Below are 21,086 nucleotides of genomic sequence, written 5' to 3'. Positions count from 1 at the left end.
CCATGTCGATCGAGACGGCGTCTGCCGAGATAGCATCGATGCTCTTGGCAGACGGGCGTCTGCCTACCGGCGGTCACGCGCACTCGTCGGGGTTGGAACCGGCACTGGCGGGCGGACTCCTGCAGAGTCAGGTCCCTGACTTCATTCGCGGTCGACTCGAAACAGTCGGACTTGTCGAGGCCGCTTCAACGGTGGTCACGCGCCGCTGGGCCGTAAGTGAGGGTAGTGCAGGCGAACTCGAGGACATCTCGAGGGAACTGCTCGCTCGGACTCCCAGCGCACCGCTGCGTGAGGCGTCGATTCAGCTCGGCCGTGGGCTGGCGAGACTGGCGTCGCGATTGTGGCCGCAGCACCCCGCGGTGCAGATGCTCATGGCGCTGCCTGGGCATCCGATGCGTCCGCTCGCGTTGGGCGTCTTCACGGCGGTCTCCGGGATGGACGACCTACAGGCAGCCAGATCTTGTTTGTACGACGACGCCCAAACGGTGGCGTCGGCGGCATTGAAGCTACTGCCGGTGGATCCGGCAGAACCGGTCGAATGGTTGCTCCGAGCAGCCCCGACCATCGAAACCGTCGCCGCGGCTGCCGTAGCCGTCGAGGGCGTCGCAGATATACCCGCAACAACAGGGCCGTTGGTCGAACAATGGTCACTCGAACACCACGCTCGATCCAGGAGGATTTTCCGTGCTTGACAACCTGAACAACACCACCACTGCTGCAAGAGGTTTGAGGCTCGGCGTTGCCGGCCCCGTCGGCACCGGCAAAAGCACCCTCATCGCCACCATCTGCCGCGAACTCGCGGCGGAGTACGAGATCGCGGTGGTCACCAACGACATCTACACCGACGAGGACGCGCGACTGTTGCGCGCGGCCAACGTTCTGCCGATCGAGCGCATCGTCGCAGTCGAGACCGGTGCGTGCCCGCACACGGCTATTCGTGACGACGTCACGCCGAACCTCATTGCGGTCGAAGACCTCGAGCGTCAGTTCCATCCCCTCGACATGGTGATCGTGGAAAGCGGCGGTGACAACCTGACCGCCACGTTCAGTCCGGCACTGGTCGACGCCCAGATCTTCTGCATCGACGTCGCGGGCGGCGGAGACGTCGCCCGCAAGGGCGGTCCCGGAATCGAGCGGGCAGATCTGTTGGTGGTCAACAAGATCGACCTGGCCCCGTACGTCGACGTCGACGCGGTCCAGATGGTTGCCGATGCCACGGCCGCGCGTGACGGACTTCCAGTTCTCGCGCTCAGCCAGAAGGATCACTCAACGATCGACCAGCTCAGTGCGTGGCTCCGCCAGGTCATCGCATCTCATCGCGCGGGTAGTCACACCCCGCAGGATCCGGGGCCGATGGCGCCGCACTTCCATGCCGATGAAGAAGACCACGGTCACGGTCACGGGCACAGCCACTCTCACGCTCACTGATGCGCACTGGAGCTACGCGGGTCGTCGTCGAGAGAGTGGGTGACACCGCTGTTGCGCGAGAGCTGATCTCGGGCGACTTCCTGGCCCCGCGGTTCGTCGACGCTCGCGGGCTCACCGTGCGAATTGCCTTGGTAGGCCACAGTGCAACGCTGCTGGCCGGCGACGACCTGCGTATCGAATTCGTAGTCGCTCCGGGTACGTGCCTCGAGGTGATCGAGCCGTCGGGGACCGTCGCGTACAACGCGCGTGGCGGCCGGGCGTCGTGGTCGGCTTCGGCGAGCGTCGGCGCCGGTGCGGCGCTGATCTGGCGCGCGGCACCGTTTGTCGTCGCGGGCGGCGCGGATGTGACCAGGCGCGTGGATATTTCACTGGAATCCGATGCGGTTGCGCTGCTCGACGAGATGATCGTGTTCGGCCGGACCGGCGAAACCGGCGGTGCCCTTCGCTCGGATCAGCGCATTACCGTCGACGGTGACGCGCTGCTCGTGGAAACTCTCGACCTGCGTAGCGTGCCGGGCCGTTCGCTGCCGGGAATTCTCGGTGGCCATCGCGTGCTCGGTACGACCATGCTGTTGGGGATCAAGACTTCCGACGACGTCGAAGGGCACGTGACGCCGCTGGCGGGAGCAGGGATGCTGGCACGGGCCGTGGCCGATCACGCACACGAGGCGAGCGCAGCGTTGGATCCGATCTGGTCGCGGTGGCGTGGGCGGGTTTCGCAGAAGTACAGCGACTGATTCGCCCGACCGTCACACTTCGGGAGGCTGCGTCGTCCAGTATGTGACCAGGCCGAAGAGAGCCGGGCGCACGGGTTTGACGGAGGCATCATGCGAATTGTTGTTCTGGGCGGAACCGGCCAGATGGGAAAGCTGGTCGTCGAGCAGGCGAAAATCGGGGGCCATGACGTCGTCGCCGCCGCTCGATCGACGGGAGTAGACATCTCCACGGGTGCGGGGTTGGACGAAGCATTTGTCGGTGCCGACGTGGTCGTCGACGTGAGTGATCACGTCACCAACAGTGCCAAGAAGGCAATCGAGTTCTTCGAGACGGCAGCGAAGAACATCGCCGCGGCCGAAGCCAGAGCAGGCGTTAAGCATCACGTGCTGCTCTCGATCGTGAACTGCGACGATCCGCGATTGAAGTCCTTCGGTTACTACCAGGGGAAGGCTGCGCAGGAACGCGCGGTGGAAGCGTCGAGTATTCCTTTCACGATCCTGCGATCCACTCAGTGGTTCGAGTTCGGCGAGAAGACGATCGCGCTGTTCGGACTGGGGCCGATCGCGATGGTTCCTCGGATGCGGTCACAACCGGTGGCAGCGAAGACCGTTGCCGAGGCGCTCGTGACCTGCGCTCAGAACGGTCCGACCGGGAGGGCTCCGGACCTGGCCGGGCCCGAGGTCCTCGAGATCCCGGCCATGACGCGCGAGATCTTGAAATACCGTGGCCGACGTAAGTGGCTGATCCCGATCTCGATGCCGGGAGCGGGTAAGGCGATGAAGGGTGGGGCGTTGCTGCCCGCGCCGGGATCCACAACTGCAGGACCCACGTTGGAAACCTGGTTGCACGAGAACTGAATAGGAAAGGCGGCCGCGCAAGTGCGCGGCCGCCTTTTACTCACGTGGACGGTTGGGTTCAGAGATCCGGGTACGAGGTGAGGTTGTCGACCTTCTCGGTGGTTTCGGGCTCTTCGGGCAGCTTGCCGGTCACCAGGAAGATGACACGTCGGCCGACCTCGACGGCGTGGTCGGCGAATCGCTCGTAGAAGCGGCCGAGCAGCGTGACGTCGACTGCGGCGGCAACGCCGTGCTTCCACTCACGGTCCATGAGGACGGTGAAGAGGTGGCGGTGGAGGTCGTCCATCGCTTCGTCTTCTTCGCGCAGACGGGCAGCGCGCTCGGGGTCGCGGGTCTCGAGGACGACCTTGGCGGCCGCACCGATGGAGACAGCGATGCGTCCCATCTCGGCGAAGTAGCCGTTGACCTCTTCAGGAAGCACGTGGTTGGGATGTCGGCGGCGCGCGATCTTGGCGACGTGCAGGGCGAGTGCGCCCATGCGGTCGATGTCGGCGACGATCTGGATTCCGCTGACCACCGAGCGCAGATCTCCGGCAACGGGAGCCTGCAAGGCGAGCAACGCAAACGCGCGCTCCTCGCAGATGGTGCTGAGTTCGGTGATCTTGTCGTGTTCGCCGATTACTTGTTCTGCCAGGGACAGGTCTGCCTGGAGCAGGGACTGGGTGGCGCGCTCCATAGCGGCACCTGCCAGTCCTGCCATCTCGCCGAGCGTGTCTGCAAGCTCGGTCATCTGTTCGTTGTAAGCCACGCGCATGAGGTCAGAGCCTACGTGCCGTGAAAGACCAAGTCACAAGCACCAGGTGAACGCAAGGTGAATGAACGCGTGTCAGTCGCAGGTGGTGTCGCCGGCGTTGACGCTGGCGATGTCGGCGGGCAGAGCCGTCGAGGTGCTGGTGTCGACCGACGTCGGATTTGCCGCCAGGATGGTTCCCGGGTCCGCGGGGGCGACGACGGTGCCGGCGAAATTGCTTCCGACGACGACCTCGATCATGTCTCCCATGCTCGGAGCGAGAACCAGAACCGCGCCGGGAATCGAGGACGCGACGGTCACCGCTTCAGCCTCGTAACCTGCGGCGTAGCGCACGACGGTGGTCGACGCTTGGGCATTCGCCAGGCCGGTGGCTGCGCTGAAGTTACCGACTGTGGAGATCTGGAAACCGTAGGCCGCGAGGCTGTCGGCGATTGTCGCGGCCTGCCCGGCGATTCCCGAGGCGTTGGAGACGTCGACCGAGATGTTGTAGGCGCTCATTGCCTCGACGGAAGTGGCGGCCGGCGGCGTGCTGGACGTAGGAGCGGTTGTCGTGGAACTGGTCGACGACGGTGTGGTGTCCTCGCGCTCTTCACCCGGAAGCGGATCGTCGTCGATGATCGCCTGGAAGAGGGACTTGATCTCGTCCGTGCGAGGAATCTCGTTGCCCCAGTCGTTGGTGCCGTCCGTGGGGACCGTCAAGAACGTGACCGCGCCTGCGTCGACGTTCTGGAGCGAGCGACCGAGGGTGACCAGTGACTTGGTGTCGATGTTTTCGACGAACGTGTCGCTGGTGAAGGCGTTGATGAATCCGTTGAGCTTGCTCGGATTCAGGAGGACCTGGTTGGACAGGGCCGAGCGGAGCAGCGCCGACAGGAACTTCTGCTGACGGGTGATGCGCCCGTAGTCGCCGTTGCCCTCGGCTTCGACGTGGCGAGCACGCACGTAGTTGAGGGCGGTACGGCCGTCGAGCATCTGCGTGCCGCCGGAGGCGAGGACGGTTCCGAGGATGCCGTCTTCGATCGGTCCGGGGGAGCAGACGTTCACACCGCCGACGGTGTCGACCATGCGCTCGAAACCGGCGAAGTCCATTCCGACGAAGTGCCCGATTTTCAGGCCGGACATCTTCTGGATGACCTTGACCAGGCATTTGGGGCCACCGAGTGCGTACGTCGCATTGAGTTTGTCGCCGCTCGCTGCCGGGAAGGTTTCGCTGGTGTACTTGCCGGCGTCGTTGTCCCATCCCTGACAGATCGGACGTTCGACGTCGAGGTCACGCGGGAAGGAGACGGCGACGACGCGGCTTCGGTCGGCGGGAATGTTCACCAGCATGACCGTGTCGGCTCGGGCGCCTTCGGCGTCTTCGACGGTTCCGGCGCCGATCTCACCGCTCGCACCGGCGCGGGTATCGGTGCCGATGATCAGGTACGTCTCGTCGCCGAGTTGACCACCGGCGTCGATGATGTCGTCGGACTCGGTGTCGAGTGCCGCAATCTGATCGAATCCGCCTTCGACCGAGCGCAGATAGCCCCACACGACGCCGGTCAACGCGAGAGACATGACGGCCAGGAACGCTACTGCCGATCGGCCGATCACTTTTGCGCGATGGCGGCGGCGAATCTTGCTTTGCGCCAGACGAGTGGCGCCGGTGTCACCGACTACCCGCGGCACTGCGGAGGTGACGGGATGTTCTTCGGTGATCCAGTCCGCAGCGGCGGGCGGAACGGTCGGACGGGCGGGAATCGGCCGGGCGGGGGGCGGCGACGACGCTGCTGAAGATTGAGTCTTGGGTGGTACGGATTTGTTCGGCGCCGGCTTGGGCGGCGTAGCCGGGGCTGGTGGCGGCTTCTTGTCGCCTACCCGACGGACCAACTCGGCGACCGAAACAGAGTCGTCGGTCGGAGGCGAGTCCCGTCGCCCGGTACGTCCACTGCTGCGACGCTCCGGGGGACTGGGTGGTTGCGGTGTTGGTCGCGGGGGTGTGGCAGGGCGCTGGGGCGTTGCCGGTTGGTCCGGTCGGGCGTTGCGGAAGCGCTTGTCTGCGAGCGGACGTTCCCAGGGGGCGCGGCTCTCGGGCGGAGGTGGGCCCGAATCGTGATCATCACCCACCGATGCAACCTGTCCCGTCGTCGACTGTCAGTAACTCGTCATTCAGATGCCGGCGTCAACCGGTTGTCGACGAAGCTGGAGCCATATTACTGGTGAATCCTGAGTGCTTCACTCAGAAAGTGATGTGAGTAATCCGACGGCGTGTTTTCGCTAGCCACCAGAGTGCATCATGTCAGCTCCCACCGGCACAAGGTCGTCTTCGGGATCGTCGAGCCAACCTTCCGGGAGTGCTACCTGACCGGGTGAGCCTTGGCGTCCGCGCGGGCCTTCGGCGTCCTTGGGGAACGGGACGTCGTGGTCGAGCTGTCCGAGCAGATCGTCCAGTTCGGACAACGTACTGACCAGAGCCATCGAGACCCGCAGATCCGATCCGACCGGGAACCCACGCATGTACCAGGAGACGTGCTTGCGAAGTTCGCGCAGACCCTTCATTTCACCGTGATGTGCGGCGAGCAGTTGGGCGTGACGGGCGATGATCTTGGTGACTTCGCCGAGCGTCGGCGGCGTGGCGATCTGTTGTCCGTTGAGAGCTGCGCTGAGTTCCGCGAACAGCCATGGCCGTCCGAGGCAGCCGCGTCCGACGACGACGCCGTCGCAGCCGGTCTCGTTCATCATGCGGGCAGCATCCGAGGCGTCGAAGATGTCGCCGTTGCCGAGGATCGGCACGTCGGTGACGTGTTCCTTGAGGCGCGTGATCTCGTTCCAGTCAGCAGTGCCGGAGTAGCGCTGCGACGCGGTACGTGCGTGAAGTGCGACGGCAGCGGCGCCTTCAGCTGCGGCGATCCGGCCGGCGTCGAGGTGCGTGTGATGTTCGGGGTCGATGCCGACGCGCATCTTGACGGTGACCGGAATGTCGGTGCCTTCGGTGGCGCGCACGGCTGCCGCGACGATCTGACCGAACAGTCGACGCTTGTACGGTAGCGCCGATCCACCGCCCTTGCGGGTCACCTTGGGTACCGGGCAGCCGAAGTTCATGTCGATGTGATCGGCCATGTTCTCGTCGACGATCATCTTGGCCGCGGCGTAAGTCGTATCCGGGTCGACGGTGTACAGCTGCAGCGACCTGGGCGTCTCGGTCGGACCGAACGTGGTCATGTGCATCGTGGCGGGTTGGCGTTCGACGAGCGCGCGGGCGGTGACCATCTCGCAGACGTAGAGCCCGGACGTGCTGCCTGCACGTTCGAGTTCGAGTTCACGGCACAGCGTGCGGAAGGCGACGTTGGTGACGCCCGCCATGGGTGCGAGGACCACGGGGCTGTGCAGCTCGAGTGAACCGATACGAAGGGATGACATGTCTACCTCTGAACAAATACTTGTGACAATTGGAAGTGCCCGGTACCGAATCCGGTACCGGGCACAGAATAGCTGGTGAAACTAAGAAGCCTGCTGTTCGCGCTTGGCGGCTTCGCGTGCGAGCATGCGATCGCGCTGTTCCTCGAACTTCGTCGCGTTGGCGGCGAGTGTCTCGAGGAAGGCCGCCAACTCTTCGCGCGTGTTCTCGCCTTCGGCGCTGAAATCGTTGCGCTCGAAGATGTTCCACTTGCGCAGGACAGGCCAGACGACCTCGTCGAGGTGCTGGCGAAGGTCGTAGATGCCGTGCTTGGCCATGAGGGCGCCGTTACGGCGGAAGTTCGGCATGCCGGCACCGGGCATCTGGAAGTTCTGGACGATGTTCGCCACAGCCTTGAGCGCCTGATCGGGAGCAAGATCGAGCGCGGCGGCGCAGATGTTGCGGTAGAAGATCATGTGCAGGTTCTCGTCGGCCGCGATGCGCTGAAGCATCTTGTCGGCAATCGGCTCGTCGCAGGCCTTGCCGGTGTTGCGGTGGCTGACGCGCGTCGCGAGTTCCTGGAAGGTCACGTAGGCGACCGAGTGCAGCAGGCCGGCGTCGCCCTCGTCGATGGGTGCGCTGTAACCGTTTGTCATGTGTTCCATGCGGAAGCGCTCGAGCTCGACGGGGTCGACTGCGCGCGTGACGACGAGGTAGTCACGCATCACGATGCCGTGGCGGTTCTCCTCGGCGGTCCACCGGCCGACCCACGTTCCCCAGGCACCGTCCTGCGAAAAGTTCTCGGCGATCTCACGGTGGTACGACGGCAGGTTGTCCTCGGTGAGCAGGTTGGTGATCATCGCGGCGCGAGCTACCTCGCCGAGTTGTGACTGTTCGAGACTCCAGTCTTCGCCGCCCATGGCTGCGAAATTACGGCCCTCGTCCCACGGAACGTAGTCGTGTGGATGCCATTCCTTGGCCATGGAGATGTGGCGGTTGACGTTCTCCTCGGCAACCGGCTGCAGCTCTTGTAGCAGCTCCAGCTGCGTCAGAATCCTCGTCATTTCTTGCCTCCATGTTGAGTGAATGCGCGACTTCGCCCCAGCCTACGGCACCGTAGGTTTGAAAAGAATGGCATGAAAATTGCTCCCCTCGAGGGATGTTACCGATCCGTAGTTATCCGGGGGCACTTTCACTACCAAGTCGTTCTTTCGACGTAGTCGCGGAACGTCCGGGCGGGATCGGACAGCTCGCGGCTCTTCGACCAGATCAGCCCTATTTTTCGCTGTGCTCCTTCGATCGGTACGTAGACGACTCCTTCGGCCCAGATCGGTGGATCCTGAACCGGCATGACCGAGACACCGAAGGACGCGGAGACCAGTCCGCCGACCGTTGCCAGCTCGCTGCTCTCGAAGACGAAATTCGGAGTGAGTCCTGCGGCCGCGCACAGTTCATCGAGAATTCTTCGCATCCCGAAGTTCGGATGCATACCGATGAACGGTTCGTCGGCCGCGTCCGCAAGCTCGACCGAATGCAACTTCGCAAAGCGATGATCAGCCGGAACAGCCAATGCCAGTGACTGCTGGGCGATCTGCATCCACGCCACCTGCGGATCGCGCGGCTGAGGCGAGACGACGGCCAGGTCGGACGTGCCGGCGGCGATTCTGTCGACCAGGAACTGCGCGCTGTCCTGATGCAGTTCGAATCGCACTCCGGGATGCTCGACGCGGTATCCGCGCAGCATGTGCGGCACCAACCAGGTGCCGAACGAGTGGAGGAAGTCGAGCCGGACCGTGCCGCTCTCGGGGCTCGCCAGCGACTGGATTTCGGTCTGCGCGGCGTCGAGGGCACGCAGTGCGATGCGAGCATGTCGATAGAGGATCTCGCCGTACCGGTTCAGTTCGAGTCGGCGTCCCTGACGGTCGAAGAGTGTCACGCCGATCTGTCGTTCGAGACGTGCGAGTTTGCGCGAAAGGGTCGGCTGCGACAGGTGAGTCAGATCCGCGGTAGCGGTCACCTGTTGGGTTTCGGCGAGCACGACAAACCATTCGAGGTCTTCGGTCAGCATCACGAACCCAATCTATATACCCCCAGAGCATATAGAACACCAAGTTTATGCATTTTCTTTTGCCAAGTCGGGGCGGGAGGATTCTTGCCGGAGGTAAGTGATGCCTGGAGGTACGTGGTGACTGTCGAGAATGTGATCGAATCCGAAGTGATGCCGCTTCGCCGCGGAACATCGGGATATCGAACCGTGACCGTTGCGTTGTTCGCGGCCGGGCTGTCGACGTTCATCTCGATGTACGCGGCACAGGCGTTGCTGCCTGCGTTCGCCGAAGACTTCCACGTCTCGCCTGCGGTGTCTGCGCTGTCCGTCTCGGCGACGACGGGCATGTTGGCGTTGGCAATCATTCCGGCCAGTGCGCTCTCCGAGCGGTTCGGTCGCACGCGGGTGATGATCGCGTCGGCGTCGGCGTCCTGTGTGATCGGTTTACTTCTGCCGCTGAGTCCGACGATCGAGGTTCTGCTGGTCGGACGCGCAGCACAAGGATTGGCTCTGGCCGGTGTCCCGGCGGTGGCGATGGCCTATCTGGCCGAGGAGGTCGATCGGAAGGACCTCGGTGCAGCGATGGGAAGGTACGTCGCCGGCACGACGATCGGTGGGCTGATCGGACGGCTCGTGCCGTCGGCCGTTGTCGATTTCAGTACGTGGCGTTGGGCGCTGTTGACTGCGTCCGCGCTGTCGGCATTGTTCGCGCTCAACATGATCCGGCGGCTTCCCGCGTCGAAGTTCTTTCGCCCGCAACCGATATCGGCGCGCACGATCGCGTCGAATCTACGACGCCACCTTGCGAACCCGTCGCTGCGAACACTCTTCGCTTTGGGATTCATCCTGATGGGCGGCTTCGTGTCGATTTACAACTTCCTCGGGTTTCGGCTCACGGCAGCACCTTTCGGCCTTCCTGAAGCGCTTGTGGGCCTGGTGTTCCTTTTCTACCTTGCCGGAACTTTCACCTCGGCGGTAGCCGGCGGGGCCTCTGACCGACTGGGTAGGCGCAGCGTGCTGCTCGGGTCGGTTGTCGTCATCGGTATCGGCCTGGCACTGACCGTTCCGGACAATCTGGCGTTGACGCTCGTGGGGATGCTGCTCTTCACTGGAGGATTCTTCGCCGCACATTCGGTGGCCAGCGGTTGGGTGGGGCTGATCGCTACCGATCACCGGGCCGAGGCGTCGGCGTTGTATCTGTTTGCCTACTACGCGGGTTCGTCCGTGGCGGGCGCCCTCGCGGGTCTTGCATACGCGGGTGGCGGTTGGGTCGGGGTCAGTACTTTTGTGGGCGCGCTGCTGTTGGTTGCGTTTGCCTTGTCACTGAGGATGTTTCGATCTTCGACGATTGACTGAACAGAGCACTGCGGCGACCCCGAACGGGATCGCCGCAGTGCGAATCTGTCGAGCGTCTTACTTCTTGCCGCCGCCGAGGAGGCCGCCGAGCAGGTCTCCGAGGCCGCCGCCACCGGATCCACCCAGGATGCCGCCGAGTGCGCCGCCGATGCCGCCGCCGGAATTGCCGCCGCCGCCGAGAATTCCGCCGAGGAGATCCCCGAGCCCGCCGCCACCGGAGGCCTGAGTCTGCGCGCCGGCACCGCCACCGGTGAACTGCTTGGCGAGGTAGGCCAGGACGATGGGAGCGAGGATCGGCAGCAACTGCTTCACCAGATCGTTTCCACCGCCGCCACCGACACCGCCCAGTGCGCTGGCGACCTGATCGGTGTTGCCGCCGAAGATGTTCGAGACGATCTTCTGACCGTCAGCGGTGTCGACTTTGCTGATGTCGACGCCGTCGTCGAGAAGGCTGGTGTCGGCGTGAGACTGCAACGCGCTTTCCAGCGAGGCTGCACCGGCGGGATCCTGCGCGTTGGCGCCGAGGCCACCGACGAGGGTCGGAAGTGCAGTCTTGACCGCCGATTCGGCAGTTGCCTGGTCGACGCCGAGTTGCTGCGCGATCTGGTCGATGGGGATCTGGGATAGAAGGTCGTCAAGCGATGCCATTGATGCCCTACCTCTTCTGGGGTACTACTCGTCAGTACCCGGCTGTTGCAGACACTAGTGAATGTCGGCGTCGACGGTAACCCTCCGGTTGCCGAGCGGTCAGGCTCGGGTCTTCTCGCGGGGGACCAGGCACGCTAGGAGAGCGAGAATCAGTCCGCCGGCCGTCAGAATGAATCCTGTCTGATTTGTCAGGATCGTGGAGTAGTTTTCCCTGATGACATTGTCGAACTGATCGTTCACGCGGTAGTAGAACGTGCCAAGAGTCCCCAATCCCACGATAATTCCGATCCATGCTGCGATGCGAGAACCGAACAATGCGGCGATCAGAATCAATACGGCGGCGGCGAGCAGAAGTATCGCCATCGACCGGTAGAAGGTCACGGACTGATCGCCGAGTTGCTCGATTGCCCACCCGGCCGGAAAGCCGTCCCGCAGGTCCTCGAGGCGAACGTTGTCGGGTTTGACCCCGGCCAGTACGTACATGAACGAGCCGACGGCAACGGCGATTCCACAAATGAGCAGAACGAGATGAACTAACGTGCGCATGCCAGTCTCCCTGTGTTCGGAGTTCGGTGACGCGGTCGTCGCCGAGCCTAGCTGTGTCGCGGGTGTCAAGCTCGGTACCGGGCGTGCAGAATCGTCTCCATGCCCGACAACATGCGTCGACTCGAAGAGATCTCGCTGTCGCTGCCGGAAGCGGAGCGCGTCGACATCGAAGCGTGGGACGGCCACCCGACGTTCCGGGTCCGCGGCAAGAACTTCGTGTTCTGCAACGTCGAAGCCACCTCCTTGACCGTCAAGCTGAGCAAGGAGGAAGCCGAAGCGGTGGTGGCCACCGAACCAGGCGCAAGTGCTGCGGGCTATGGACTCGGTCGACACGGGTGGGTTGCACTCGACATCGGCACCGACGTTTCCGAGGAGAAATGGTCGCAACTGGAGGAGTGGATCTACACCTCGTTCACCCTCGTTGCGCCGAAGCGGCTTGCCCGGATCGTTCTCGATGCGGATGAGGAACGCCCGTAACGGATAGATTCGTCAGTACAGACGCCGACTAGACGAGGAATTGTCATGACGACACCGGAAACTTCACCGGCCACCGCAAAACCGGGCATGCCGCCGTGGGCGAAGAAGGCCATCGGGATCGCAGTGATGGCGGTGGTCCTGGTCATCGCTTACTTCATCCTTGCCGCCTTCCTTCCGCGTTGGTGGGCGCAGCGCATTGCGTCGTTGGCGAACGGCAGTTTCAGCGCCGGAATCGCGTGGGGGCTGCTGTTCGGTCTCGTGTGCACCCTGGTCCCGCTCATCTTCTTCCGGGCGGTCTGGCAGGTGCGCAAGCGCAAGCATGCTCGAATCATGCAGATCACGGCTCTCGCGTTGGGTGTGATCTTCGCGCTGCCGAATCTGCTCTCTCTGACAGTTGTTCTCGGCAACAACAACGCTGCGCATGCGGGCGAGCGGATCCTCGACGTCGACGGCCCCGGATTCCGCGGAGCATCCGTTGTCGGTGCCGTCCTGGGCGTTGCGTTGTTCCTTGGACTTGTCGCGCTCGGCTACATGTACAAAAAGCGTGGCAAGGATCTCGACAAGATGCGCGGTGAGCTCAAGCAGCACGAGCCGCAGAGCAAGGGCGAGGCTCCGGCTCCGGAAATCTGAGTCAGCTCTTCGACCGAGTACTCAGGCCGACACCGACTCCGACGGTTCCCGCCGCCACCAGTCCGGCGAGCGGGACAGCCCAGTGTCCGGCAAATGTGCAGGCGAGAACCAGGATTGCGCTCACTGGTAGAACAGCCTGCTCGATCCTGTCGCGCTTGAAATGTCGTGAGTGCATGAGCCACACGAAGATCAGGAACATCGCGGCGGGGATCGTGACCGCGGCAGATGCTGCGAACGTCGAAATGTGCGCCTCGCCAACTGCTTCTTCGACGGCTACTTCGATGCCGGCGCCGATGGCCGCAGCGGATCCGAATACGAAGTAGTGCCCGTATCCCCACAACAGGACGGCGCGATTGCCCTGGTCTGCGAGGTACTCGTGGATCGGGACGGCGAAGTAGATCCACAACGCGGAGAACACGATCAGAACTCCGCCGACAGCAATCGGAATCAGTAGGTCGGCGGCGTCGAAATCCCGGATGCCGGATTGGACCGCGATGGTGGCGGCAGCAATGGTTTCGCCGAGCATGATGATGGTGAAGAGGCCGTAGCGTTCGGCGATGTGATGCGGGTGCCACGGCGTCTGGTGGTTGCGTTCGGCGATCGCCGGCACCGCGAGTTCGGCGATCATGAGAACGAAGAAGCCGGGTATCCACGCCGACGCCGGCATCAGGAGCAGCACGATCCAGCCGGCCTGGACGATCACGAGCCCGGCGGCATATTGCAGAGCAGTCGTTCGCGCTGCACCGGATTCACCGCTGGCGGCTCGAAGCCATTGGCAGGTGAGCGCAATTCGCATGATGAGGTAGCCGACGATGGCCGTCGTACGGTCGGTTCCGTCGAATGCGTCGGGGATTCCGGCGGCGAAGACGAGCACGCCACAAATCTGTACGAAGGTCGCGACCCGGTAGGGGACGTCGTCCGTGTCGTAGGCAGACGCGAACCAGGTGAAGTTCACCCACGCCCACCACAGCGCGAAGAAGACGAACATATAGCCGGCGATGCCGTCGGCGTAGTGGCCCTCGGCGACAGCATGCACCAGTTGAACTCCGGCCTGTGCGGCTGCAACCACGAAACACAGGTCGAAGAACAGTTCGAGTGGCGTCGATGCTCGATGGTCCTCGTCGCGGCTGCGTGCGCGCATCCGGATGATCGGCATTACGGCCCGGCCGTGGCCCGCGCCTGTACTGGTGTGTTCTGTCATCGTCCCCACCTTGCTCCGACGTCTAGTGCAGGAGCGCAGTCTAGGGCGAATTCCGTCGGGTCGACGAATGAGACATTTCGCCCCTCACCACACGAGAACGGGTTTGATGACGCGCCCCGACGCTTGATCTTCGACGGCTTTGTTGATGTCGGCGAATGCGTAGCGCGTCACCAAGCGGTCGATCGGAAACCGGCCACCAGTGAAGAGTTCGACGAGTTCGGGGATGAACGTCGAGACTTCCGACTCTCCTTCGATGCATCCTCGAATTGTCTTTCCGCTCAGCATGATGTCGGCCATGTTCACCTCGACCGTGGATGCTCCGAGTCCGACTACCGCCAGTGTTCCCCGTGCTCGAAGTGATGTGACGGCTTGATTGATCACGGAGCCGATTCCGGTGGTGTCGAGGGAATGCGTCGAACCTCCGTCGGTGGCGGCGTGGACCGCGTCGATCACATCTTCATTCGAGGGATCGACAGTGACGGCGCCGAATTCCTCGGCGAGTGCGCGCCGCTGCGCAACGGGGTCCACGGCGACCAGGGTGGAAACGCCGGCAGCCCTCGCCGCCAGCAGCGCTGCGAGTCCGACGCTGCCTGCCCCGAAAACGACAAACGTCGAGTCGGGCTCGGGGCGAAGCAGATTCAGTACCGCGCCGGCGCCGGTTTGAAACCCGCAGCCGAGCGGAGCTGCGACGGTCAGGTCCACCGCAGGATCGACGACGACGGTGTTGTCGGCAGAGGCGATGACGTATTCCGCGAAGCTGGACTGGCCGAAGAAGGCGGACCGTAGCGGGGTTCCGTCTCGCCGGATCGGCGTCGAGCCGTCGGTGCGTGCGCCAGAGCTGTTGAGCCCGTGTGAGCTTTCGCAGTACGCCCGATGGCCGCTGAGACACTGCCTGCACACACCGCAACTGCGGTAGCTCAGCAACACGTGATCACCGGGCGCAATGCTGTCGATCGACGAGCCGACGGCCTCGACCACCCCCGCCCCTTCGTGCCCGAACACGCAGGGGCCGAGTCTTTCCGGTAGCGCCGACTTCGTGAACAGATCTGTGTGGCACAGGCCGGTCGCGACGATGCGAACCAGGATCTCGTCTGCGCGGGGGTCGTCGATCTCGACGGTGTCGAGCGTGAAGGGGGAGTGCGGGCCGTGTGAGAGCGCCGCTGTCATCTGCATGGAGGATCTCGAATTCTGTTCGGCGCGAATCACGCTCGCTCGAGCAGGAAGTAGTAGTGCTGCCCGCCGTCGAGGACCAACGCCGACTTTCCGTTCATGATGCCCATGAGCGTCGAATCGTCGACTTTCTTGAAGTGGTCGAAAATCGGCGCGCCGTCGTAGACCATGGTCGCGGTCACTTCACCACGAAACTCGATGTTCCACAGACTTGCCTCGCCATTGCCGCTCTTGACGTCGGAATAGAGATTTCCGTCTTCGTCTCGGCAGATCAACGGCTTGGCATCCTCGACGGAATTGAAAGTCTTGCCGTACCAGCGGCTCGCGGACAGCTTTTCGTGCAGACGATGACCGGTGGCGAAGTCGTCACCTTTCCACTCACCGAGGATTTCTTCAGCGGCGACGGTTTCCAGCGCGGCCCACACTTCGTCGAGTTCTGCTGGTGATACACCATTTTCCGCTGCACGGAGCCGGGCGAAAGCAGTTCGGGCTTCGTTGAGATTCATGTCTCTCCTCGAGTCGACGGTAAGTGGCACGACTTGTTCGCGAACCAAATTGTTCGTCAACTCTGCACGCTACGCCGAACCGGATGGTTCGGCAACGGTCGATTCGTTCTAGGCTGTGAACATGCGCTCAGCAGGGGAAGCTACGAGGGACCGCATTCTGGCGGCCGCAAAGGACGAATTTGCCACGTACGGGCTGGCCGGCGCGCGGATCAATCGGATCGCCGCGCAAGCGCGTGCCAGCAAAGACCGTCTCTATGCGTACTTCGCAAGCAAGGAAGAGTTGTTCGCTGCCGTGACCGAACAGTGGACGTCCGAAACAACAGCGGAGACAGCACTTCGAGGTGACGACTTGCCGGGCTATGCAGGTCGCCTCTTCGACAACTACGTTGCCCATCCCGAGAACGCCCGATTGCAGCAATGGGCGGATCTCGAAGCGCCGGACGTCATGAGCGAGGACGACATACGAAGCAAGACCTTCCGGCCTAAAGTTGCGGAAATCCGCAAGGGGCAGCTCGAGGGACACATCGACCCCGCGTGGAATCCCACGGAGTTGATCCTGCTGATCACGGATATCGCCCGGATGCTCGCGCTCAAGTCGACTCGTTCCATCCCTCGACGTCGGGAGGCGGCAGTCGAGGCGGTTCGGCGTTTGATTGTGGCGTAGCGAGTCCAAACGCGAACGTCCACGCCCGTCGCTGTGTGGTTGCCCGGATTTACGGATTTCTCAGTAACGGTGCGTACGTTGGGCGTCGGCTCGTTGACGCCCTCGGGATGTTGACGTGCCGCCAAAACTTTTGTCGTCGACTGTTCAGATGCTGGTGAGCAAAAGGATCGCGGCCGGCCACCCTGACTGAATATCGTCGACGCCGAGCGTGTTCCTTCGGTGCGCGCACCTGTTCAGCATCTGGAGTGGACCCGTGTCGAAGTGGCCGTGCATATGAAGATCTCGAAGAAGGTAGCGCTGGTCGTTGTGGCTGCTTGCGCCCTGACGTTGGGATCGGCGCAAGTCGGAACCGCCCGCGCGGATGCGCCGGTCAAGGTCAGCGTGGCCGGTCATGTGGTGAGCGCCGGGCACTTCGAGCAGGTGCGGCGCCCCAACCGGTGTGTGAAGGCCGGGACGGGGAAGTCGAAACCGAGCGAGCAGAAGTCCACGAATCGCAGTGGGCGTCGAGGCAGCGGGGGATGCTTCTGACAGTGATTGCGAAGTTCCGCAATCAGCCGTCGCAAATCTGTAACACGTTCTAATCTTGCAGTATGGACGTGACTTACGAAGGGACCAAACGCGAAGTCGCTACCGACAGGGGGACTTTGCGCTATCACGAGGCGGGCGATGGTCCGCCGTTGATCCTGTTGCACGGCTCCGGGATCGGCGTGAGTGGATGGCGGAATTACCGGGGGAACCTCGAGGTGTTCGCAAAGCACTTCCACTGCTACCTCCTCGAGTTCCCGGGGTTCGGCGTGAGCGATCCCGTCGACGGTCATCCAGTTCTCACGGCAACCTCGGCGGTGGTTCGATTCATGGATGCGCTGGGAATCGAATCCGCTGCGATGATCGGCAATTCGATGGGCGGAGTTGTCGGGGTCAACGTCGCGATGAGGTTCCCTGACCGCGTCCGCAGATTGGTCACCATCGGAGGCGTGGGCCCGAACATCTTCAGTCAGAACCCGAGCGAAGGTACGCGTCTCCTCCAGGAATTCGCCGACGCTCCCAGCCGTGAGAAGTTGGTTCGCTGGCTCGAGTGCATGGTTTACGACAGATCCGTGATCACCGAGGAGCGGATCGAGGAACGATGGCAAACGGCCAACGATCCGGCCTCGCACCAGGCATTGACCGCGATGTACGGATCCAAAGCCTTTGCCGCTCAGCAGCAGATGATGTCCAACTCGGATGTGCCGCCGTACTGGTCGATGATGCACAAGGTGCAATGCCCGACCTTGCTGACATGGGGGCTCGATGATCGGCAGTGTCCACCGGACATGCCGATGATTCCGATGCGACTGATTCCGAACGCCGAACTGCACGTATTCCCGAACTGCGGGCACTGGGTGATGATCGAAGCCAAGGAGGCATTCGAGCGCGTGACCCTCGAGTTCCTGCTTCGATGACCTGCTGATGCATTGATGTGGCACGAATTGATGTGGCATGAACGCACAAGACCCGGCGCCTCTGAATGAGGCGCCGGGTCTGTGTTTGTGCCCCCAGTAGGACTCGAACCTACGACCTGCGGATTAAAAGTCCGTAGCTCTACCAACTGAGCTATAGGGGCGCGGCGCAGAGTCTAACGGGACCGCAGAGTCCGTGAAAACACCACCCCCACCAGAAGGGCGATTCCGATGACGGCGATGGTCCCGCCCGTGCGATGCAGACCCGCGTCGTCGATGGTTCCGCGCATGGTCAACTCGATGACGACGGCAGCAAGGTTGGCGCCGATGTACTGGATTGTTCGGTACAGACCGATCGCAGTTCCGACGTCGGCGGAGGTGGTCACCGAGTTGATCAGGTTCTGGTTTCCCATGTTGTTGAAGCCGTTGGGAATGCCCAGGATCGCCGCAATCAGCAGGAGTGCCACAAGGGGAGTCGAACTCGATTCGACAAAGGCGATCAGAATCCCGCCGACAGCCAACGCGGCGGTGCCGATCAGGAGGGTGATCCGTGCGCCGAATTTCCCGTACACCCTGGACGCGGACATGGTCGCGAAGATCCCGACCGCAGCGACGGGCAGCATGAAGAGCCCGGCGCTGATCGGTGACATTCCGCGGGCTACCTGTAGCCACTGGGGGAGTCCGAAGAAGATGCAGTAGAACGCTGTGTAAGTCAGCAGGGTCCGGCCGAGAGTCATGCTCAGTGCGCGGTTTCGGACGACGGCGCGGACGTCGATGAACGCCGAGGCCGTTCGACGTTCCCACCAGACGAACAGGAACGCGAAGAGGGCCGTCGACGGGACGAGGTACCACTTCGCGTGCTCGGCGAGAGAGAGGAGAAAGAGCATCGTCGATGTCGTCAGAGCCAGAAACAGGGTGATACCGAGTGGGTCGAGAGACTTGAACAACGCAGCGGCGCCGGCCCGGTCGGGCAGGGCGGAGTCGCTCGGGGCGGCGAAGAAGACCCATACGGCAGTGACGACGACAAGTGGGAGGTTCACCCACATGATCGATTGCCAACCGAGTGTGCCGACCAACAACCCGCCGAGAGTGGGCCCCAGCGCGACGACCGATTGAGCGCAAATGGTGAGTGTTGCTATAGCTGAACGGGTTTGAGTCCGGTGGCGGTCAGCGTATTCGCGGATGACGGTCATCGCGTTCGGATACTGTGTCGCCGTGCCGATTCCGAGCAGGATTCGTGCGGCGATCAGCCAGCCCAGCGACGGGGCGAGCGAGCCGAGGATCGATCCGGCAGCGATCAGGCCCAATCCGGCGAGGTAGACGCGTTTGGCGCCGAGGATCGATCCGAGTCGACCAGCCGCCGGTGCCGTGACCGCAGTCGCGATGTAGAGGGCCGAGATGACCCACGCTGTGCCTGAACTGGAACCGAAGTATGTGGCGATCGGGACGATTGCCACCGCAATCATCGACGAGTTCAGCGCTTGAAGAACGGTTCCGGAGCCGAGAGCAAGACTCAGTTTCAGTGGAACGGGAGTTTGGGGGGTCGGCGTTTCGATGACGGTGGTCACGAGTTCATCAGTGACTCCTCTGATATCGATGTCGATGCTGGGGACTCGCCCTGGCCGAGTCTTCGCAGGATTCGGCCGGCGATCAGAAGCAAGTCACGCTCGGCTTCGGTGCACTCGGCGTCGATGACCTCGGCCAGCCACTCTGTTCGTTTCGTTCGGTCTTCGTGAAGGGTCGATGTGCCGAGTTCGGTCATCGTGACCAAGACCGCGCGGCCGTCCGATGGATCCGCCCTTCGCGTCACCATGCCCTGCTCTTCGAGCGCGGCCACGGTCTTTGCGATTGATTGCGGCGTGACGCGCTCGAATTTTGCCAATTCTTTGGCGGTCGACGGACCTTGTCGGTCGAGGTGGCCGAGGGCCTGGATCTGGCTCGGCGTGAGCTTGTGGTCGTTGCGTTTGGTGCGTAGACGTCGGACGAAGGCACCCAGATCGTCCCAAAGTACGTCGATCTCGTCTCGAGCCTTGCTGCGACCCTCTCCATCGTTCATTTAGACAGTCTAACTGTGTTGTTTCGATGCTGCCAGTACGGTTTCGACGGAAAAGGGGGAATAAACAATTGCACTAGTTGTTTAAAACCTTGGAACTGCTGTCCATCGGTCGGCGAAGCAGTTCCGTCTGCGAGGTCGAATTATCAGAATCTCGGGCACGAAAAAGCTCGGATGCGCACCCCCTGCGGCGCACCCGAGCGGCCAAAACCATACCACTTGGTGTCTTTTGGGCATAAAGTCGGTTCTTGTCCCCTGAACAGCCGATTGCGTCTAGTACTTTTGGCGGGTATGGCTCTAGTCCTTACGTAGGATGTGTTGGAGGGGATATTGTGAAGTTTCGGGGGATGACAGGCGCCGATCACGGCGGCTCTGCGTACCAACTCTGCGAGAGGCACAACACCGTAAATGGCACGTCAACAAGAGCGTGCGCGGCGTACCCGCGCCGCCCTGGTCGAAGCGGCTGCAGTCGAATTCGCCAAGCGCGGCTATGCAGCTGCGTCGGTGAACACGATCCTCGAGGGCTCCCGCGCCACCAAAGGCGCCATGTATTTCCATTTCCAGTCCAAGGAAGAGTTGGCGCGAGCGGTTCTGACCTCGGCTATCGAAACCTTCACTGGAATTACTGATCGTTGGGCCAAGAGAACAGACCTCGATCCATTCGTCGCTTTGCACGGTCTCGTGCTCGACATTGCCGAGGTCTTCCGTGCCGAGGTGATCGTGCAGGCGGAATTCCGGCTGATCATCGAGCCCGAGTTCTACAAGGATGTGCAGTCCGGTGGTGGGCAGGTCTGGGGAAAGACCGCCTATGAGTTGGCATTGCGTGCCAAGGACGACGGTTTGCTCCGAGAAGACGCCGACCCGGACAAATTCACGCGTGTACTGGCAGCGAGCCTTGCCGGCCAGCGGTACATGGCAGACCTGATTGCCTCCAGTGGAGATCTGGGCGAGTGGTTCGAGGAGTCTCTCGAAGTAGTCCTCGAAGCCATGGCTACGCCGCAGTGGTTGGAGACGTTCCATCGTGACGGGTGGCCCCAAGTCGAGTTCCCTGACACTGAATAGTGCACTTTTCTGCCCGTGAACAGGCGATTTGTGATTTCCGAATGCCGTGCCATAAGCTATCCAAGCTCCCAACGGAACGCCGTTGGGGTACTAGTTCGGAGAGATCCGGCGGGCCCCCTTCGTCTAGCGGCCTAGGACGCCGCCCTTTCAAGGCGGTA

23 protein-coding genes and 1 tRNA gene are annotated in these 21,086 nt (G+C 62.6%); 11 read left to right on the top strand and 13 right to left on the bottom strand.

What is annotated here, in order from left to right; translation table 11 throughout:
• Positions 1–2: 2 nt before the first annotated feature.
• The 4 genes from QM609_RS18945 to QM609_RS18930 all read left to right on the top strand — a co-directional run bounded on the left by QM609_RS18945 (position 3) and on the right by QM609_RS18930 (position 3,002).
• Positions 3–692 (top strand): urease accessory protein UreF, encoded by a 690-nt coding sequence (locus tag QM609_RS18945; protein ID WP_007733855.1) that lies wholly within the window; start codon positions 3–5, stop codon positions 690–692.
• Entirely contained in the window at positions 685–1,428 is a 744-nt protein-coding gene (ureG, locus tag QM609_RS18940) for an urease accessory protein UreG (RefSeq protein WP_003939705.1), read from the top strand. The genes QM609_RS18945 and ureG overlap by 8 nt, the downstream gene beginning before the upstream one ends.
• Positions 1,428–2,165 (top strand): urease accessory protein UreD, encoded by a 738-nt coding sequence (locus QM609_RS18935; RefSeq protein ID WP_047271073.1) that lies wholly within the window; start codon positions 1,428–1,430, stop codon positions 2,163–2,165. Before ureG ends, QM609_RS18935 begins: the two co-directional genes overlap by 1 nt.
• 90 nt (positions 2,166–2,255) lie before the next feature.
• Entirely contained in the window at positions 2,256–3,002 is a 747-nt protein-coding gene (locus tag QM609_RS18930) for an SDR family oxidoreductase (RefSeq protein WP_003940029.1), read from the top strand.
• Between the two features lie 58 nt (positions 3,003–3,060).
• Here the strand turns inward: QM609_RS18930 and phoU are convergent, their stop codons facing one another.
• The 5 genes from phoU to QM609_RS18905 form a co-directional block, all read right to left on the bottom strand.
• Positions 3,061–3,756, bottom strand: coding sequence for a phosphate signaling complex protein PhoU (phoU, locus tag QM609_RS18925; RefSeq protein WP_003940130.1), 696 nt, complete (start codon positions 3,754–3,756; stop codon positions 3,061–3,063).
• Between the two features lie 72 nt (positions 3,757–3,828).
• Positions 3,829–5,859 carry an LCP family protein gene (locus QM609_RS18920; RefSeq protein ID WP_050654779.1) on the bottom strand — a complete coding sequence of 677 codons (2,031 nt, stop codon included), beginning with the start codon at positions 5,857–5,859 and terminating at the stop codon, positions 3,829–3,831.
• A gap of 150 nt (positions 5,860–6,009) precedes the next feature.
• A complete protein-coding gene (gene dusB / locus QM609_RS18915; RefSeq protein WP_003939756.1) occupies positions 6,010–7,152 on the bottom strand; it encodes a tRNA dihydrouridine synthase DusB in 1,143 nt (380 codons plus the stop codon).
• An 81-nt stretch (positions 7,153–7,233) separates the two neighbouring features.
• Positions 7,234–8,193 carry an acyl-ACP desaturase gene (locus tag QM609_RS18910; protein ID WP_003940492.1) on the bottom strand — a complete coding sequence of 320 codons (960 nt, stop codon included), beginning with the start codon at positions 8,191–8,193 and terminating at the stop codon, positions 7,234–7,236.
• A gap of 131 nt (positions 8,194–8,324) precedes the next feature.
• Positions 8,325–9,200 carry a LysR family transcriptional regulator gene (locus QM609_RS18905; protein WP_082238957.1) on the bottom strand — a complete coding sequence of 292 codons (876 nt, stop codon included), beginning with the start codon at positions 9,198–9,200 and terminating at the stop codon, positions 8,325–8,327.
• 147 nt (positions 9,201–9,347) lie between these two features.
• Between QM609_RS18905 and QM609_RS18900 the strand changes: the two genes are divergently transcribed.
• The gene (locus QM609_RS18900) at positions 9,348–10,532 is read left to right on the top strand and encodes an MFS transporter (protein WP_167349871.1); all 1,185 of its coding nucleotides are present in this window, start codon (positions 9,348–9,350) and stop codon (positions 10,530–10,532) included.
• A 57-nt stretch (positions 10,533–10,589) separates the two neighbouring features.
• Here the strand turns inward: QM609_RS18900 and QM609_RS18895 are convergent, their stop codons facing one another.
• Positions 10,590–11,180, bottom strand: a complete 591-nt coding sequence (locus QM609_RS18895; protein ID WP_003940105.1) for a DUF937 domain-containing protein — start codon at positions 11,178–11,180, stop codon at positions 10,590–10,592.
• A gap of 99 nt (positions 11,181–11,279) precedes the next feature.
• Positions 11,280–11,726, bottom strand: coding sequence for a hypothetical protein (locus QM609_RS18890; protein ID WP_003939955.1), 447 nt, complete (start codon positions 11,724–11,726; stop codon positions 11,280–11,282).
• A gap of 99 nt (positions 11,727–11,825) precedes the next feature.
• Here QM609_RS18890 and QM609_RS18885 point away from each other — a divergent pair, with 99 nt between their 5' ends.
• Both QM609_RS18885 and QM609_RS18880 read left to right on the top strand, forming a co-directional pair.
• Positions 11,826–12,203, top strand: coding sequence for an MmcQ/YjbR family DNA-binding protein (locus QM609_RS18885; RefSeq protein ID WP_007733864.1), 378 nt, complete (start codon positions 11,826–11,828; stop codon positions 12,201–12,203).
• 45 nt (positions 12,204–12,248) lie between these two features.
• A complete protein-coding gene (locus tag QM609_RS18880) occupies positions 12,249–12,833 on the top strand; it encodes a hypothetical protein (protein ID WP_003940111.1) in 585 nt (194 codons plus the stop codon).
• Position 12,834: 1 nt separating this feature from the next.
• On the opposite strand, the gene QM609_RS18875 is transcribed toward QM609_RS18880, so the two are convergent.
• The 3 genes from QM609_RS18875 to QM609_RS18865 all read right to left on the bottom strand — a co-directional run bounded on the left by QM609_RS18875 (position 12,835) and on the right by QM609_RS18865 (position 15,710).
• Positions 12,835–14,034: a low temperature requirement protein A gene (locus QM609_RS18875; protein ID WP_075834255.1), complete on the bottom strand. Its 1,200-nt coding sequence runs from the start codon at positions 14,032–14,034 to the stop codon at positions 12,835–12,837.
• 84 nt (positions 14,035–14,118) lie between these two features.
• Positions 14,119–15,207, bottom strand: a complete 1,089-nt coding sequence (locus QM609_RS18870; RefSeq protein ID WP_003940364.1) for an NAD(P)-dependent alcohol dehydrogenase — start codon at positions 15,205–15,207, stop codon at positions 14,119–14,121.
• A 29-nt stretch (positions 15,208–15,236) separates the two neighbouring features.
• Positions 15,237–15,710, bottom strand: coding sequence for a DUF4334 domain-containing protein (locus tag QM609_RS18865; RefSeq protein ID WP_003940331.1), 474 nt, complete (start codon positions 15,708–15,710; stop codon positions 15,237–15,239).
• A 121-nt stretch (positions 15,711–15,831) separates the two neighbouring features.
• Here QM609_RS18865 and QM609_RS18860 point away from each other — a divergent pair, with 121 nt between their 5' ends.
• The 3 genes from QM609_RS18860 to QM609_RS18850 all read left to right on the top strand — a co-directional run bounded on the left by QM609_RS18860 (position 15,832) and on the right by QM609_RS18850 (position 17,816).
• On the top strand, positions 15,832–16,374 hold the full coding sequence (locus QM609_RS18860) for a TetR/AcrR family transcriptional regulator (RefSeq protein ID WP_042451377.1): 543 nt from the start codon (positions 15,832–15,834) through the stop codon (positions 16,372–16,374).
• 219 nt (positions 16,375–16,593) lie between these two features.
• Positions 16,594–16,902, top strand: a complete 309-nt coding sequence (locus tag QM609_RS18855; RefSeq protein WP_136470805.1) for a hypothetical protein — start codon at positions 16,594–16,596, stop codon at positions 16,900–16,902.
• 62 nt (positions 16,903–16,964) lie between these two features.
• Positions 16,965–17,816: an alpha/beta fold hydrolase gene (locus tag QM609_RS18850; protein WP_042451375.1), complete on the top strand. Its 852-nt coding sequence runs from the start codon at positions 16,965–16,967 to the stop codon at positions 17,814–17,816.
• A gap of 88 nt (positions 17,817–17,904) precedes the next feature.
• Here the strand turns inward: QM609_RS18850 and QM609_RS18845 are convergent.
• The 3 genes from QM609_RS18845 to QM609_RS18835 form a co-directional block, all read right to left on the bottom strand.
• Positions 17,905–17,977 (bottom strand) — tRNA-Lys (locus QM609_RS18845).
• Between the two features lie 12 nt (positions 17,978–17,989).
• Positions 17,990–19,381 (bottom strand): MFS transporter, encoded by a 1,392-nt coding sequence (locus QM609_RS18840; RefSeq protein ID WP_042451373.1) that lies wholly within the window; start codon positions 19,379–19,381, stop codon positions 17,990–17,992.
• Positions 19,378–19,869 carry a MarR family winged helix-turn-helix transcriptional regulator gene (locus QM609_RS18835; protein ID WP_042451369.1) on the bottom strand — a complete coding sequence of 164 codons (492 nt, stop codon included), beginning with the start codon at positions 19,867–19,869 and terminating at the stop codon, positions 19,378–19,380. Before QM609_RS18835 ends, QM609_RS18840 begins: the two co-directional genes overlap by 4 nt.
• 405 nt (positions 19,870–20,274) lie before the next feature.
• Here QM609_RS18835 and QM609_RS18830 point away from each other — a divergent pair, with 405 nt between their 5' ends.
• On the top strand, positions 20,275–20,928 hold the full coding sequence (locus QM609_RS18830; RefSeq protein WP_003940323.1) for a TetR family transcriptional regulator: 654 nt from the start codon (positions 20,275–20,277) through the stop codon (positions 20,926–20,928).
• Positions 20,929–21,086: the final 158 nt, after the last annotated feature.

Source organism: Rhodococcus sp. IEGM 1302, assembly GCF_030056935.1.
In the GTDB taxonomy this organism is placed as follows: Bacteria; Actinomycetota; Actinomycetes; order Mycobacteriales; family Mycobacteriaceae; genus Rhodococcus_F; species Rhodococcus_F qingshengii.
This window is presented reverse-complemented; position numbering and strand designations above follow the sequence as displayed.